This is a genomic window from Sphingomonas telluris (assembly GCF_022568775.1).
Taxonomy (GTDB): domain Bacteria; phylum Pseudomonadota; class Alphaproteobacteria; order Sphingomonadales; family Sphingomonadaceae; genus Sphingomicrobium; species Sphingomicrobium telluris.
In genome coordinates, this window is the sequence record NZ_JAKZHW010000002.1 from 797,647 (window position 1) to 812,972 (window position 15,326).

Here is a 15,326-nt window from a genome sequence, read left to right on the forward strand (position 1 = left end):
CTAGCCTGAGACCGTCGCGGTTGACTGAATGCCCGCCACGATTGCTGCCGATCCGAACAGGATGAAGCAGCCGATGATCACCGTCGCTCCGAAGCGCCAATTGAGGCGCCCCGTCAGCATCATGAAGCCGACCATGGCAACGGCCATGACCGCGACCGAAGTGGCGACCGTGCCGAGCAAGGTGCCCTGCAGCCACCCGAGGGCGGAAACGATCGGGCCGGAGCCCTGCGGATTGGATTGCGCGAAGGCGGTGCCATGCGCGGAAGCAGCAGCGATCGCCGCTGCTACGGTGAACTTTTTCATTGGCCTTTTCCTTGATTGCCAACGGTTGATGCAAGGCGCGCAACGATGTTGCGCACGTAGGCCTGCGTTTCAGGAATCGACGGAATCCCCCCAGCCGTCATAACCCGCCCCGGACCGGCGTTATAGGCAGCGAGAGCCTTCTCAACGTCCCCGTTGAAGCGGTTCAGTTGCTGGCGAAGGTATCTCGCACCCCCCGTGAGATTCTGTAACGGGTCATGTGGATTGACGCCAAGCTCCCGCGCCGTTCCGGGCATCAATTGCGCCAAACCGATGGCGCCCGTCCGCGAGACTGCTCCCTGATTCCAACGGCTTTCCTGCCAGACCAGGGCTTCGAGCAGCCTCGGACTGATGTCGTAAGCCTTCGAGACCTGGTCGAGCGCCTTGGCGTAGGCACCGTCGCTGAGCGGCTCGTCGACAACGGTCATGGCGGCGGAAGGCACTTCGCCATCCGCCGCTTCGACCGGTTCGTCGGGAGAGGACCAGGCCGCACCAGGCTGGTCGCCCAGCACCTTGACCGATCCGTTGGCGCCGATCTCGAGCACGTCGGCTTGCGCCACACCAGCCCAAGCCAACCCACCCGCCAGCGCGAGAAGGGCCGCCAGCTTCATGTTATGCCTTTGGTATCGATGATATGGCCACGAGGTGCTTCGGGTTCGTCCAGCCATAGGCCGGCTGGCTCGCGCCCTTGAGTTGCTTGCCATTGCCCAAGTCGCCGCCTGAGCAGTTCAGCAGCCTGTTGATGCAATTGTCCTGCCACATCTTTTTCACGCCCTCGTCCCACGCTTCGAAATAGTCCGCGTGGAAGGTCGAGCCCTTGGGCATATCCGGATGCATGGCGTCCGAAGACAGGGACCAAAGGCTCAAGTCGTCCCCGGCGGCGACGTTGTAGTGCACACCGAGCGTGAACTGCGGGATCAGGTACGGATGCGTCGCAGGGCACTGTTGATTGACCATGTCCGACAGGTGACTGCGGTGATCCGGCGTATCGAGATTCTTACCGTCCCAGCACTTCGGCGTGTCGATCATCGCGACGAGCTTCGAGCCGACGGCGCAAAGACCCTTCTGCTCGGTGATGCTGTAAGTCACCTTCGTCGTCGACCCCGCGCCTTCACACTGGAAGTGCCCTGGGTAGGTGCCGGCCTTCATGTTGATCATGTCGTAGCCGAAGATGAACCGCAGCCCGTTCGGGATCGCGACGCACTTGCCAGCAGCATATTTCTGGCAGTCGGCGGAGCCCGCAGGGACCGCCTTGTAGTAGACCTGGACGTAGTCCGGCTGGACCACGTTGCCCTTGCCGTCGAGCATCGCAGGCATCCAGTACGCGGAGCGGTTCGCGGCCGCACCGTTATTGTTGTTGCAGGTGGAATCGCCCGCGCCCCGAAGGCTCGTGAACGTTGAATTCGCGTTGGCGGTGGTGTTTCCGTAGAACTGGTGCAGGTGCGACTTGCCCGCCTGGCCCGGGTAGACGATGGGATCGTCATACGCGAGCTGGCCGGCACCGCAGATGAAGCGGAACGCGCCGACATTGTCTGGCGCGTTGGAAACCGGAATTTCACCCGTTCCCCAAGTTGGCTGCAGCGCCGAGCTAACAGTGAAGTTCGACGCAATGGCCGCCGCACCCAAGATCGAACCCGTTGTCACGGTCGTACCCGGGGTCGGAGTGGGCGTCGGTGTAGGCGTTGGCGTCGGTGTTGGCGTGGGAGTTGGCGACGGAGTTGCGGTCGCTACATCGGAGTCTGGCTTGCCTTTACCGTTGTTTTCATGAGCCGCAGAAACTTTGCATGCTGCCAACATAATAAGCAGCACGGTGGGCGCGAACGCCTTCGTGTTCGATTTCAAGTTACGAATGACCCCCCTCCGGGTCTAATTATTAACGGACTAACTGACACAGGTGTTGACGCAAACGGGGGAGTCACAACAAGCGTAGGGTGCTTGTCATACGATGTGTCGGTAGATTTTACAGGCGAACGGTGGAACGATGTTGGGATAACGTAAACGTAACGTTAATCATAGGCTTACAGTCGGTGCGGCACCGTAAGGTTTACGCATTCCCCTGACAGATTGCGCCAAAGCTGAAGATTGATTCGATTGTCGAAGATGACAAATTCATTGGCGCAAATGCTAATCCACGACCCCACGCCGCTCGCCTGGATTATCGTCGCGGCTTATTTCGTCGGGGCAATCGTCTGCTTTTTGGCAGGCCGATTGGCGGTCCAGAAGCGGGATCGGATGTTTTGGCTCGGCACCGGGCTTTTCCTCGTCCTTTTGGGCCTCAACAAGCAGCTCGACCTGCAGAGCCTGCTCACCGAAGCCGGGCGTTCGATCGCTCAGCGCGAGGGCGTCTACGACGCAAGGCGGCTGATCCAGGCGGTCTTCATCCTTGCCTTGGCAACAGGCTCCATCCTGGGCGTCGCAACACTCAGCGGTTGGCTTCGGCGGTCGGCAGCATCTGTGAAAGCGGCGACCGTCGGTATCGTTCTCCTGATCTCCTTCATCCTGATCAGGGCGGCCTCGTTCCACCACATGGACGGCTGGGTGACCCAACGTGTTGCCGGAATCCGCAGCGGCTGGTGGCTCGAACTGGCCGGGATCGCGGTGATCGGGCTCTCCGCCATGAGATATCGCGGGCAACACGCGTCTAATATGGCCGGAACACTAGAGCGCACGGCGGATTATTCCGCAGGGACGAACGATGGTGCGCAAGGCTGAAAAAGAGCTGTGGCCCTGGTGGTCGAAATGGGCGCTGCTCGGCGTGGTGTTGAGCAGCATCCTGACGATCGTCGCGACACTCAACGACATCTACTAAGGCGAGCAATGCAGGCCGCACCGCCGCCGGAACCGCCTCAGGTTCCGATCATCGTCACGGCGCGCGCCCTGCCTGACCCCGCGGCGGATCGCGCTTACGCGGTGGATAGGATCGACCAGCGTCGGCTGACCAACTCCCCAAGCACGCAGCTGGACCAGATCTTGAAGGACGTGCCGGGTCTGCAGCTCTTCCGTCGCTCCGACGCGCGCAGTGGCCATCCGACGAGCCAGGGCGTTACGCTTCGTGCGCTCGGAGGCAATGCATCGAGCCGTGCCCTGCTGATCCTCGATGGAGTTCCCCAGACCGACCCATTCGGTGGCTGGGTCAATTGGCCCGCGTACGATCCGGCAAGCCTGGCGGAGGTTCGCGTCATTCGCGGCGGGGGAAGCGTGGCCAACGGTCCCGGCGCCCTGGCCGGAACGATCGAGATGCGCAGCCGCCTTCAGGATATCGTTGCAGCTGACGCCTGGGCCGGCAGCCGGCAATCGCTGGAAGGCCGGGTCTTTGCGGGTGTCCCGGTGGGCGGCGGGACCCTCGGCCTGTCCGGACGCGCAGCTCGGGGCGACGGCTACACGCTTGTTACCGAGGGCACACGAGGCCCTGCCGACCGGCCGGCGCCGTACAAGGAGGCGAGCCTTCGCGCCTACTGGGCAGTGCCCGTGACGTCCGACGTCGACCTTCAGCTGAGCGGCCTCGGTTTCATCGACCGGCGCGACCGTGGTGTCGACTTCACGGAGAACCACACCGACGGAGCGGACGGCTCAATTCGGCTCGTGGGGCACGGTCGATGGCAGTGGTCGGCAACCGGCTATTATCAGTGGCGGGAGCTGGAAAGCAGCTTCGCGAGCGTCAGCGCCGGTAGGGCCACGGCCACGCGCGTGTCGCTTCAGGACTCAGTTCCGTCGCACGCCATCGGCGGGAGCTTCGAAGTCAGGCCGCCGCTGGGTGGCGGGATCGAATTGCGGCTGGGTGGCGACGTCCGCAGCTCGGAGGGGGAGTCCCGCGAGCTGTACAGTTACGTCGCCGGCGAACCGACGCGACGGCGGCGCGCGGGCGGGGACAGCGTCACCGCCGGATTGTTCGGCGAAGCGACTGCCGACCTCGGGCGGTTGACCTTGAGCGGCGGCGCGCGGATCGATCGCTGGACCATCTCCGACGGCAAGCTCGTCGAATGGGTCATCGCTACCGGCGCGCCCTTGAGAGACGACCAATATCCGAACCGCTCCGGGTGGCGACCCACTGCGCGAGGCGGCGGGGTGCTCGACGTTGGTGGCGGGTTCAGCCTGCGGTCAGCGGCCTATCTCGGCTGGCGGCTGCCCACCCTTAACGAGTTGTTTCGCCCCTTCCGGGCGGGCTCGGACGCGACGGCGGCAAACGCGTTGCTCGATCCTGAGCGCCTGCGTGGCGCGGAAGCGGGGGTGCGCTTCGACCGGTCGGGCGTGACGCTCTCCGCCACGGCCTTCGCCAATCGCCTCTCCGATGCCATCGCCAACGTGACGCTTGGCGAGGGTCCGGGCACGTTCCCCGGCGTGGGCTTCGTCGGACCAGGCGGGACGTACCGCCAGCGGCAGAATCTCGACGCCGTTCGCGTGCGGGGGATCGAGGCGTCGGCGGAGATCCGGCACGGGTCGCTTTCCGCAAACCTGGGAGCCAGCTTCACCGACGCCGAGGTTGAAGGCAGCGGCCCCGCCGCGGAGCTCGACGGATTGCGGCCCGCGCAAACGCCAAAGGTGGCGCTGACGGCCGGTTTCGCGTGGGAGAACCGGGGCCGCGCCTTGTCGTTCGTTGTTCGGCACGTTGGCTCGCAGTTCGAGGACGACCTCAACGAGGACAAGCTGAAGCCTGCGACCACGCTCGACGCGTTCGCCGCATGGCCCATCACGCGACAACTTCAACTGGTCGCTCGCGGGGAAAATCTTTTCAACGAACTCATCGAGGCGGGCATCGGCGGCGACGGTTCGATCGAGCGCGCCACGCCGCGAACGCTGTGGGTTGGCCTGCGCTTCAACTCGGGCCGGTAATCACTCCGCGCGCGTGTAGAGGAACGCCGTAATGTCTCGCGCGTCGCGCGCACCGACGTTGAGGTCGGGCATGGCCGTTCCCGGCGTCACGGCCTGCGGGTCACGGATCCAGCGCTCGAGGTTCTCCGGACTATTATTGAGCTTGCCCGCGACAATGGCGCGAATGGCAATCCCGTCGAGCGGCGGACCGACGGTGCCGGTGGCCTTGCGGACGTGTTTCAGGCCGTGACAGCTGCCACAGCCATATTCGATGAAAAGCGCATGTCCGCGATCCGGATTGCCGCCCGTGATCGCCGCGGCGTGCACGCTGATGTCGCGGCGATCGTCGATCCAGTCGTAGGCGATACCCGCAGCGATGACGGCAAGCAGCAGCAGCCCAAAGACAATGAGGCTGCGTTTAATGGACAGCCGGGGCATGGCTATCCTCCGAAGCTTTGAACCAGCGATAGAGCAGGATCAGTGCTGCGGCCGCATGGACCAGGCCGCCGGGGATCCACATCAGCAGCCCGGCGAGCTGCTGATCGGTCACGGGGTCCAACCCGATGCCCGTCATCCCCATCGCGGCGTAGCCGGCGTACCAGGGGCTGTTCGAGAAGGCCATCAGCGCACCGAGCGCACCGCCGACGAGCGAGGTGATGAACAGGCAGGCGGCGGAAAGCCCGTAGCGTCCCCGCTTCACGTTCAGCATCGCCGACCAGAACAGCAGCGACGTGATGATAAAGCTGAGGTGCTGGGCGATGTGCCAGCCTGGGCTTTCGAGCGTGCGGTCGAACAGAGGAGGGGCGTGCCACGCCCACATCGCGATCGCCTGCAGGATGGTAGCAGTGACCGGCTCCGTCAGGCGACGGTATAACTGCTTGAGCGGGCCGATGGTTTCGGCGGCAAAGCTCCGCGCGATCGGTTGCGGCAGGCCCCACGCAAGCGTCCCTCCCGCGCGCGATGCGGCCAGCAGCAACGTCGCGACAAGCATGATCAGCTCATGCTCGATCATATGCAGCGTGAAGCTTCGCTCACCGCCCTCGTGCAGCGGCGAAACCAGCGCCGACGTCAGGACGAACCAACCCGAAAGGAAAAGCAGGTTCGACGTGCCGCGTTGCTGCGCTCGCTTCCTCAAACGCGCAGCGCCGATGACGAAGACCAGCAGGAGCAAGTCAAGCGGCCCGAGCACCCACGGATCGAGCGTCCAGCCGAGCACTGCCGAATGATGTTCCCCGCCATGCGCCACTGCGGGCGAAGCCATCAGCAACGCGAGGGCGAATGCGCTCAGGCGTAGCATTGCGGGATCACCAGAGAGGCGATGACGGGGAGGATGATGGCGAAGGCGACGAGCGCATCCGTCGCCAGCGACACCGTGGCGATCAGGCGGCGGGCTGGGCCCTCGGTATCGGTGCGGAAGACCGGCCAGGATTGCAGCGCGCCGATCGCGATGATGGCGAGGCCGACCAGACACACGACGATTACCAGCGCGGGGCTCGAGTTGCACTCGTCAAACACACCTTGGGACCCGACCTGGTGGGCGAAGGCACCTCCGAGGACGCCGCCGACCAGGCCGGCCCAGGGCGCAAAGGCTTCACGGAAGCGCTCGCCGCGGCTGCTCACACCCATCGCGGCACCCAGTAGAGCATGAGGTAGACGGGCAGCCACGTGAGCCAGACGAAGCGCCAGTACATGGAATTCTCGCACACATCGATCATCCGCCGCCGTTCGTAGCCGAGAGGGGTGCGGACCAGGGCAGCGACGACGATGGTATCGGCCCAGTCCGTCAGGATGTGCGTCGTGTGCAGGAGCAGCAGCGCCCAGATGACCGAGCCGTAGGCGTTCTCGTACCAGTGGATGTTGAGGCTGTTGAATTCGAACGCTCGGATGACCAGCAGCACAAGCCCGATCAAGGCCATCAGGGGCAGGAGTCGCCGCACCTTTTCCACCTCGTCGGCCGTGGCGGCCTTCTTGATCCACGTGTTCGGAATCTCACTGAGCAGGATGATGATCGTGAACAGGGTGCCGGCGAGCCAGTCGGGCGCCCTCCACGGTTCGGGCGGCCACTGCTGCTCCTGGTTGATCAGGAAGAAGTAGACCGCGAAGGTCAGGGCGAAGAAGCTGCCCTCGATCACCATGAAGCCGATAGTGCCCCACCAGGTTAGGCTCCCCGATCCGACGATGTCGTTCGGCAGCTCCGATACGTCTTCGGTGAAGTGAGGCTGCAAGCTCATGAGATCACCGGCTCCGGCTCACGCCGCAAGCTCTTCGGCCAGAACCAGGCGATGAGCGCGATGGCGCAGGGGATTCCGCCGAACACGAATGCCCACGGGCTGAAGATCGAGCTGACGAAGAAGACCGCGACCGCGACCGCCGAGATAAAGGGCCAGATGCTCGCCTCCGGGATGGGCTCGCGAGACTCCGGCGCCGCGGCGACCACCGTCGTCAGCAGCGTCTCCCTCTCATCGACCCGGAGGCCCGTGACCACTGGGAGCCGGTCGCGAACGTCCCACAGGGGAGTTTCGCCTTCGACGGCCGGGATGTGATCGAAATTGTACGACGGCGGCGGTGAGGCCGTCGCCCATTCGAGCGTGGGGGCGTCCCACGGATTGGGGCCGGCCTTTGCTCCGCGCGCGAGCGACATGGCCATGTTGATGACGAACAGCAGGACGGCGGTCGCCACCACCAGCGATCCGATCGTGGCGAGCAGATTGGGGATCTCGAGGCCTATGCCCGCGGGGTAGGTGTAGACCCTCCGCGGCATGCCGTTGATGCCGGCGATGTGCATAGGGAAAAAGGCGACCTGGAAGCCGAGGAAGATCATCCAGAAGCCGACCTTGCCGAGCCCTTCCGACATCATCCGGCCGGTGATTTTCGGGAACCAGTAGGTAATTGCGCCCAGCAGCGGGAACACCGCGCCGCCAATCAGCACGTAATGGAAGTGAGCGACGATGAAGTAGGTGTCGTGCAGCTGCAGATCGAGCGGCACCGAGGCGATGATGACGCCGCTGAGACCGCCAATCACGAAAGTAATGATGAAGCCGATGACGTAGAGCAGCGGCACGTCGAAGCGCGGCCGGCCGTCCCACATCGTCGCGATCCAGCAGAAGATCTGCAGCCCCGTCGGAATGGCGACGGCCATGCTCGCCGCGGTATAGAAACTGTAGCCCACGCGCGGGAGGCCAGTCGCGAACATGTGGTGCACCCACAGTCCGAAGGCGAGCAGCCCTGTCGAGACGAGCGCAAGGACGACCACCGGCTTCGCGAAGACCGGGCGGCGGCAGAAGGTCTCGACGATCTGGCTGACGAAGCCGGCCGCCGGCAGGAAGATGATGTACACTTCCGGATGGCCGAAGAACCAGAACAGGTGCTGCCACAGGAGGGCATCGCCGCGTTCGACCGGATTGTAGAATTGCGTGCCGACGAGGCGGTCGGAAATGAGCAGGCCCGACGACAGCGCGACAGCGGGCATCGAGAAGATGATCATCGCTGCAACGACCATCATCGCCCAGACGTAGATCGGCATCCGCGCCAGCGTCATTCCCGGCGCGCGCATCTTCAGGATCGTGCAGACCAGCACGACCGCCGCCGCGAGGGCGGAGACCTCCGTGAAGGTGATCATCTGCGCCCAGATGTCGGCGCGCTTGCCGGGTGAGTATTCGGGGCCCGAAAGCGGAACGTAGGCGAACCAGCCGATGTCAGGAGCGACGTTGAAGACGAAGGCGATCCACAGCATCAGCCCGCCGCCCAGGTACATCCAGTAGCTGAAGGCGTTGAGGCGCGGGAAACCCGTCGATCGAGTTCCGAGCATCAGCGGCACGACATAGACCGCAATGCCTTCCATCACCGGGACGGCGAACAGGAACATCATCGTGCTCCCGTGCATCGTGAACAGCTCGTTGTAGCGGGACGCGCTCACCAGATCGTTGTCGGGCCGCGCGAGCTGCAGCCGCATGATGATGGACAGCACGCCGCCGAGCGCGAGGAAGATCAGCGCGGTGACGATGTAGCGGCGTCCGATCTCCTTGTGATCGACGCTCGACAGCCAGCCGAAGAGACCCAGCGGCGTTCGCCACGTCTTTTCGAGCCGCGTCGCGAGCTCGGCGCCCGTCATGTCCGGTGCGTCGCGGACGAGCTTCTTCCGCTCTTCGGCGAGGCGCCGGTCGTCGGCCTTCTTGTCGTACGGCGCGTTCACTGAAGCCCCTTCAGGTAGGCGACCACGGAATGAAGCTGCTGCGAGTTCATCGGGATGGTCGGCATCTTGGTGCCGGGCTTCTGCGACTGGGGATCGGCGACCCAGCCGTAGAGATTGCCTTCGCTCATCGGCAGCGTCCCGGCTGCGATCGTGCGGCGGCTGGCCAGATGCGTGAGATCCGGTCCGACGCGTCCGCCTGCGTCCGTTCCGGAGATCGCGTGGCAGGAGCTGCATTGGCGAGAGATGACGAACTGATAGCCCGCGAGCGCTTCCGGCGTGCGGGGTGCTTGCGCCGGCTGGAGCTGCCTTGCCCACCAGCGACGGAAATCGTCCTTGCTTTCGACCTGGACCGTCAGCGCCATGTTCGCGTGCTGCGTCCCGCAGAACTCGGCGCACTGTCCACGAAAGAGGCCCGTCCGCTGCGGGACGAACATGATGTCGTTGACCCGCCCCGGAATGAGATCCTGCTTGCCGGCGAGGTTCGGCACCCAGAAGCTGTGGATCACGTCCTGCGATTCCAGCCGGATGCGTACGGGAACACCGACGGGCAGATGAAGCTCGTTGGCGGTGCGGATGTTCATGTCGGGCGTAGGTCCCTGATACTCGACGTCCCACCACCATTGCTTGCCGGTGACCTTGATCGAGACTTGCTCTTCGCGAGGCGGCTGGGCGTCTAACCGGTCGGTCACAAAGCTTGCGACGCCGAGGACAGTCAGGCCCACCACGACAAACGCCGTCCATGCGATCAGCGCGGTGCGCAGCGCAGGTGTGGACTGGTGGTGCGTCCCGGACTCGACCGCATGCGTGCCGCGGCGACGGACCAGGGCGGCGCCCAGGAACAGCAGCACGAGCACGTAGGCGACGGTCGTGACCGCCATGAAGACGGTGAAGAGCCAGGTGAAGTTGGTGCTCCCCGACCCGTCTGAACCGAAGACGTTCTGGTAGCGATTGCATCCGGCAAGCGAGGTCGCGAGCGCAAGCGCCGCACAGGCTCGCCGGACCGAGATCATCGCTGCGCCGCGTCCGCCGAGCGCACCGTCTCACGCTTGGTCTGAGTCATGGGCTCGGTGTTGCTGACTTCGTCGGCGCGGCTGGAGACCGCGTCCTTGGGCGCCTGTCCTGACATGGAGCGCACGTACGCGGCGATCTGCCAGATCTGGTCGGACGTGAGCTTATCGCGCCAGGCGGGCATCCCGTTGGGCCGCCCCTCGGCGATGCTCGCGGCGATCTGGTCGATGCGGCCGCCGTAGCGCCACTCGTCGTCCATCAGCGCCGGGCCCATTCCGCCGCCGCCGTGGAAGTGACAGCCGACGCAGTTCATCTGCATGTACAGCTGCTGCCCTTGCGAGAGGGCGTTGGCGTTGCGTTCGTAGGCGGCGGCGCGCGGGTCGAGCGGAGGCACTGGCGCTCCGCCCGGATAGACGGTGTCGGGGCTCTGGCCTGCCGGCACGTTCTCCGCGAGCGGCTTCGAGCGCGACTGACGTTCCTCGCGGTCGCACGCGCCGACCGCTAGGATCAGCGCTGCGCCGAGGAGGAGGCTAACCCGGGAGCCTGAATACATAGAGCATTCCTCCCGCTGTGGTCTTGTTCGGCAGGTCCTTGACCGCATTGACCATACCGAGTGCGGCGGTGGGATCGCGCGGGTCGAGGTTGCCGGAGACGATGGCGCCGGCCCAGCCGCCGACCCCTGCAACGACCGCGACATATTGGCGTCCGTCGGGCCCGCGGTAGCTGATCGGCTGGCCAATGATTCCGCTGCCCGCCTTGAACCGCCAAAGCAGCTTGCCATCGCGGGCGTCGACGGCTTTGAACCAGCCGTCCATCGTTCCGTAGAAGACGAGCCCCCCGGCAGTCGTGAGCGCCGGGCTGAACAGCGGCAGGTCTTCCTTGATCTCCCATCGGGGCTTGCGCTGGACAGGGTCCCAGGCGGTGAACACGCCCCGGTTGCCACCCGGGCCCGCGTACATCTTCACCTCCGCGCCTACGTAGGGCGTGCCGGCGATATAGTTCGCCTCCATCACGCCCTCGTCCATGCAAAGGTTGAGGTGCGGAATGTAGACAAGCCCTGTGAGCGGGTTGAAGGCTGCGGGGTTCCAGTCCTTCATGCCCGGGGCGGCCGGACAGATATTGCGGACGACGCGACCGGACTTGGGCTCCTTCTCGGGGACGGGGATCAGGCGGCCGCTTTTCAGGTCGACGCCCTTTGCCGCATTGATGAAGCCGTAGGGCGTAGCGGCGATCACGCGCCCGTTGCGGCGATCCATCACGTAGAAGAAGCCGTTTCGCCCGGGCCGAAGCAGCGCCGGGATGCGCTCCTTGCCGACGGGATAATCGACGAGGATGCTCTCGTTGATGTCATCGTGATCGTAGAGGTCGTGCGACGTGCTCTGGTAGAACCAGCGGGCCTTTCCGCTCGAAATATCGCGAGCGAAGACGCCGGTCGCCCATTTGTTGTCGCCGGGCCGCTGTTCGGGGTTCCAAGGGCCGGGGTTCGACGTTCCGTAATAGATGAGCTTGAGCTCGGGATCGTAGCTGATCCAGCCCCAGACCGTCGCTCCGCCGATCTTCCAGGCGTCGGGCGGCCATGTCTTCACGCCCAAGTCCTTGCCCTTCTCGCCGGCGTAGTAAGGCTTGAAGTCGGGGCCGATCAGGACGTCCTTGTCGGGACCGGTATTGTACGCCTTCCATGCGAGCTTGCCCCTGCCCGCATCGAGCGCCGCGATCCAGCCGCGCACGCCCATCTCGCCGCCCGAATTGCCGACTAGGACTTTCCCGTCAGCAACCAGCGGCGCCATGGTGATCGTCTCACCCTTCTGGATGTTGGCAAGCGTGGTGCGCCAGACCTGCTTACCGCTCTTGGCGTCAACCGCGATCGTGTTTCCGTCGAGCGTGTTGAAGAAGATCTTGCCGTCCGAATAGACGGCGCCCCGATTGACGACGTCGCAGCAGGCGACGCCCTGCGCGGCGGCCGCCGGCTTCGGCTTGAACACCCACTTCGCAGGCGCGCCATCCTGGGTCAGGTCGAGGGCGTAAAGGTAGTTCGGGAACGGGGTGATGACGTACATCGTGCCGTCGACGACCAGGGGCGGCGCTTCGAACCCCTTGGTTGTGCCCGTCGCGAAGGTGAATGCGAGGCCGAGTCCCTTGACGTTCGCGGGCGTGATTTCCGTCAGGCCGGAGAAGCGCGAAGACGCATAATCCTTGCCCGGCATGATCCAATTGCCGTCGTCGTTCGGCATTGCCGGGGAGGCCTGCTTCGCAGGCACCGAGGACGTTGGTTGAGCCTGCCGCGATTGTTCGGACTTCTTCTCGCAAGCCGCGACTGCGGTCAGGGCAGCGACGGCAACACAATAGTGTACCCACGCGCGCATTGGCCGCATTTACTCTCCCCTGAACAACAACCGGGCAGTGTGGGAAGCGGGTCCTTCGACGCCCTGCCGGCCAGTGCGAAAAACAGGAAACCCGTATTGGTTCCGCGACGGATTAACGCAGGCCCAACGCACGAAAAACCGCACTTCTCCGCCGTTCCTAACCTGCATCAGCAGTAATCTATCTAACCCAAGTCAGCTATTTGAACCGCAGTAGGAACAGTGGGTTGGCAGGTCGCTACACAACCGTAGCAAGCCAGGAGGAAAGTAATGGCCGGATCCAAGAGTAGCGGCGGATCGAAGCGTGGTTTTGCAGCGATGGATCCCGCGAAACAGCGGGAAATTGCCAGCAAGGGCGGAAAGGCCAGCCACGGCGGCGGAAGGCGTAGCAGCAGCTCTCGCTGAACGCTCTGTCAGTGTGACCAGATGCGCCGGGCGGACTCCCTCCGTCCGGCGCTTTCTCGTATTCAAACAGCCGTGACAGGCGGGCAACTGTGCAGCAAGAAGCTGCGTTGACGGCCCGCCCATGTATCGATCCGACCTCAATAGCCGCGACAAGAGCGGAGCAATCGCCGCCGTCGTCGCGATCCATGCGGCGCTCCTGTTCGCCTTCCTCCATATTTCGGGGAAGATCGACCTGACCGATCCACAGCAGGTTCTCCGCGTGTTCGACATCACCGAAGTGCCGCCGCCTCCACCGGAACCGGAGGTGCCGAAGCCGGCCCAGGAAACGCAGAAGCCGAAGGAAAAGGAAGGCGCGGCCTCGCCTGCGAACCTGAAGAGCCAGGCCACGCCGGTGGTCGCGCCCAAGCCGCCCATACCTTTGCCGATTCCGCAGCCGGTGGCGACGACCGAAACTCCAAACCAGGGCGCCGCGCCCACGCAAGGCGCGTCCAATCTTCCGGGACCCGGGACCGGCGCGGGGGGCGTCGGAAACGGCACCGGCTCAGGCGGAGCCGGGAGCGGGACGGGCGGCGGCGGAAGCGGAATCGCGACGCGTGCATTTTTGCTGTCGCCGAGCCTCCGCAGCCGCGACTACCCACCGGAACTGCGCCGTCGGCTGTCGGAAGGTGCAGCGCCCTTCGTCATGTTCACGGTCATGCCGAACGGCCGAGTGACCGGCTGCAGGATCTACCAGTCGAGTGGCGATCCGGCGGTCGACGACATGACATGCCGGTTGGTCTCCGCGCGTTTCATGTATAGGCCCGCCTACAATCAGCGCGGCGAGGCCGTGGCTTCTCAGATGGCATACAGACAGGCGAATTAGGATGATCGAAGCCGAATGGTGGGAATATGACAGCGCCGACGAGATGGCGGACGCAGTCGCGGGCGACGTCGGCTTCATCATAGAGAGCGCGCTCGACGCTCGCGGCGCATCGCTGGTGGCATTGCCCGGCGGCGAAACCCCCAAAGCCATCTTCAAGGCTCTGGCGGCGAAGAAGATGCCGTGGAAGCAGGTCACGATCATTCCCACCGACGAGCGGCTGGTGCCGATGGACGACCAGCGCAGCAACATTCGCGGCATCGCGCAGACCTTCATTCCGGCGGGCGCTCGCGTCATTCCAATCACCGGCGACATCGCCGATTACAAGCTCGCCGGAAACTCGGCGGACGCGCGTCTTCAGGACCTGCCGTGGCCGCCGGACCTCGTCTGGCTCGGCATGGGCCAGGATGGGCACACGGCCTCGCTTTTTGCGGGTCCGGACCTGCAGGGAGCGCTCGATGCGCCCAAGGCCCGCCGGGCGATCGGCGTGATGCCCGATCCGATGCCCGAAGACGCTCCTGTGGCCCGCGTGACGCTGACCCGCTCGGCCATCCTGTCGGCACGGACGATCCTGATCACAATCACAGGCAAGAAGAAGCGCGAGCTTCTGGAGGGCGCAATCGAGGACGGCCAGAGCTCGAAGCTGCCGATCGGACGCCTTCTCGCCGAGGTCGACCAGCCGATCGACATTCACTGGGCGCCTTAAACGTAAAGTTAAGTTTACGCCTGCCGGAATGGGTGTCATTCTAAGCGGCACTGGCGTGCGTGCGCTTCATCGCTAATAAGCTGATCCGGTCAGTCAGTCGCACGCGGATGCCGTCGGGTTGGGGGAAATCGAAAGCGATCCAGACTTCAGCCTCGTCTCCCGGGCGAGGAACGGAGATCGCGACGCCTTCGCGGCGCTGCTCGAGAAACATTACGACCGCATCCATGGCCTCGCCTGGCAACTGAGCGGATCGCGAACGGACGCCGACGACATCGCGCAGGACGTCTGCTGCACCCTCGTCGAGAAGATCGGAAGCTTTCGCGGCGAGGCAAAGTTCTCGACGTGGCTATGCGGCATCACCTTCAATGCCTGCCGCGATTTGCGGCGCCGCCGCCGGTCCTTCTCCGCTTTCAGTGAGCGGCTGGCTGTGATCGTGGGGATCGCTGCTGCGGACGGGCGCGATCTCTACGACGCCATCTGGATTCAGAGCGCCATCTCCAGGCTGAAGCCGGCGCTCAGGGACACTGCGGTGCTCGTCGTCGGTCAGCAGCTCAACTATGCGGAAGCGGCGGCCATCCTCGGTGTGGCTGAAGCGACGGTCGCCTGGCGCATGCACGAGGTGCGACGCATTCTGTCGAAGAGCGAAGAACGCGAGCCATGACCTCTTCCGCAAATTATTTCGCGAAC

Annotated in this window: 17 protein-coding genes; 6 read left to right on the forward strand and 11 right to left on the reverse strand. The window is 64.5% G+C overall.

Features of this window, described 5'->3' with window-relative positions; translation table 11 throughout:
* The 3 genes from LZ016_RS14975 to LZ016_RS14985 are packed head-to-tail and all read right to left on the reverse strand — an operon-like array spanning position 1 to position 1,944.
* On the reverse strand, positions 1 to 303 hold the full coding sequence (locus LZ016_RS14975; RefSeq protein ID WP_241448269.1) for a TrbC/VirB2 family type IV secretion system protein: 303 nt from the start codon (positions 301 to 303) through the stop codon (positions 1 to 3).
* Positions 300 to 911, reverse strand: coding sequence for a lytic transglycosylase domain-containing protein (locus LZ016_RS14980; protein WP_241448271.1), 612 nt, complete (start codon positions 909 to 911; stop codon positions 300 to 302). Before LZ016_RS14980 ends, LZ016_RS14975 begins: the two co-directional genes overlap by 4 nt.
* Before the next feature lies 1 nt (position 912).
* Positions 913 to 1,944 (reverse strand): DUF1996 domain-containing protein, encoded by a 1,032-nt coding sequence (locus tag LZ016_RS14985; RefSeq protein ID WP_241448272.1) that lies wholly within the window; start codon positions 1,942 to 1,944, stop codon positions 913 to 915.
* A 468-nt stretch (positions 1,945 to 2,412) separates the two neighbouring features.
* On the opposite strand from LZ016_RS14985, the gene LZ016_RS14990 reads away from it, so the two are divergent.
* On the forward strand, positions 2,413 to 3,012 hold the full coding sequence (locus tag LZ016_RS14990; protein ID WP_241448273.1) for a hypothetical protein: 600 nt from the start codon (positions 2,413 to 2,415) through the stop codon (positions 3,010 to 3,012).
* A 105-nt stretch (positions 3,013 to 3,117) separates the two neighbouring features.
* Positions 3,118 to 5,130 (forward strand): TonB-dependent receptor plug domain-containing protein, encoded by a 2,013-nt coding sequence (locus LZ016_RS14995; protein ID WP_241448275.1) that lies wholly within the window; start codon positions 3,118 to 3,120, stop codon positions 5,128 to 5,130.
* Here LZ016_RS14995 and LZ016_RS15000 read toward each other — a convergent pair whose 3' ends face one another.
* From LZ016_RS15000 to LZ016_RS15035, 8 genes are read right to left on the reverse strand one after another with little or no spacing between them, the layout of a single operon-like run.
* On the reverse strand, positions 5,131 to 5,547 hold the full coding sequence (locus tag LZ016_RS15000; protein WP_241448276.1) for a c-type cytochrome: 417 nt from the start codon (positions 5,545 to 5,547) through the stop codon (positions 5,131 to 5,133). It lies immediately after the preceding gene.
* Entirely contained in the window at positions 5,528 to 6,406 is an 879-nt protein-coding gene (locus LZ016_RS15005) for a cytochrome c oxidase assembly protein (protein ID WP_241448277.1), read from the reverse strand. The genes LZ016_RS15000 and LZ016_RS15005 overlap by 20 nt, the downstream gene beginning before the upstream one ends.
* Positions 6,394 to 6,735 carry a hypothetical protein gene (locus LZ016_RS15010; RefSeq protein ID WP_241448278.1) on the reverse strand — a complete coding sequence of 114 codons (342 nt, stop codon included), beginning with the start codon at positions 6,733 to 6,735 and terminating at the stop codon, positions 6,394 to 6,396. Before LZ016_RS15010 ends, LZ016_RS15005 begins: the two co-directional genes overlap by 13 nt.
* Positions 6,726 to 7,340 (reverse strand): cytochrome c oxidase subunit 3, encoded by a 615-nt coding sequence (locus LZ016_RS15015; RefSeq protein WP_241448279.1) that lies wholly within the window; start codon positions 7,338 to 7,340, stop codon positions 6,726 to 6,728. The genes LZ016_RS15010 and LZ016_RS15015 overlap by 10 nt, the downstream gene beginning before the upstream one ends.
* Positions 7,337 to 9,301, reverse strand: coding sequence for a cytochrome c oxidase subunit I (gene ctaD / locus LZ016_RS15020; RefSeq protein ID WP_241448280.1), 1,965 nt, complete (start codon positions 9,299 to 9,301; stop codon positions 7,337 to 7,339). The genes LZ016_RS15015 and ctaD overlap by 4 nt, the downstream gene beginning before the upstream one ends.
* Positions 9,298 to 10,311, reverse strand: a complete 1,014-nt coding sequence (gene coxB, locus LZ016_RS15025; protein WP_241448281.1) for a cytochrome c oxidase subunit II — start codon at positions 10,309 to 10,311, stop codon at positions 9,298 to 9,300. Before coxB ends, ctaD begins: the two co-directional genes overlap by 4 nt.
* Positions 10,308 to 10,862: a c-type cytochrome gene (locus LZ016_RS15030; RefSeq protein ID WP_241448282.1), complete on the reverse strand. Its 555-nt coding sequence runs from the start codon at positions 10,860 to 10,862 to the stop codon at positions 10,308 to 10,310. The genes coxB and LZ016_RS15030 overlap by 4 nt, the downstream gene beginning before the upstream one ends.
* Positions 10,840 to 12,540, reverse strand: a complete 1,701-nt coding sequence (locus tag LZ016_RS15035) for a PQQ-dependent dehydrogenase, methanol/ethanol family (protein ID WP_241448283.1) — start codon at positions 12,538 to 12,540, stop codon at positions 10,840 to 10,842. The genes LZ016_RS15030 and LZ016_RS15035 overlap by 23 nt, the downstream gene beginning before the upstream one ends.
* 399 nt (positions 12,541 to 12,939) lie before the next feature.
* Here LZ016_RS15035 and LZ016_RS15780 point away from each other — a divergent pair, with 399 nt between their 5' ends.
* The 4 genes from LZ016_RS15780 to LZ016_RS15050 all read left to right on the forward strand — a co-directional run bounded on the left by LZ016_RS15780 (position 12,940) and on the right by LZ016_RS15050 (position 15,300).
* Positions 12,940 to 13,074, forward strand: a complete 135-nt coding sequence (locus tag LZ016_RS15780; protein ID WP_366512936.1) for a KGG domain-containing protein — start codon at positions 12,940 to 12,942, stop codon at positions 13,072 to 13,074.
* A 121-nt stretch (positions 13,075 to 13,195) separates the two neighbouring features.
* Positions 13,196 to 13,936, forward strand: coding sequence for an energy transducer TonB (locus LZ016_RS15040; protein ID WP_241448285.1), 741 nt, complete (start codon positions 13,196 to 13,198; stop codon positions 13,934 to 13,936).
* A 1-nt stretch (position 13,937) separates the two neighbouring features.
* Complete coding sequence (pgl, locus tag LZ016_RS15045) at positions 13,938 to 14,639, forward strand: 6-phosphogluconolactonase (RefSeq protein ID WP_241448286.1); 702 nt, start codon at positions 13,938 to 13,940, stop codon at positions 14,637 to 14,639.
* Positions 14,640 to 14,757: 118 nt separating this feature from the next.
* Entirely contained in the window at positions 14,758 to 15,300 is a 543-nt protein-coding gene (locus LZ016_RS15050; RefSeq protein WP_241448289.1) for an RNA polymerase sigma factor, read from the forward strand.
* Positions 15,301 to 15,326: the final 26 nt, after the last annotated feature.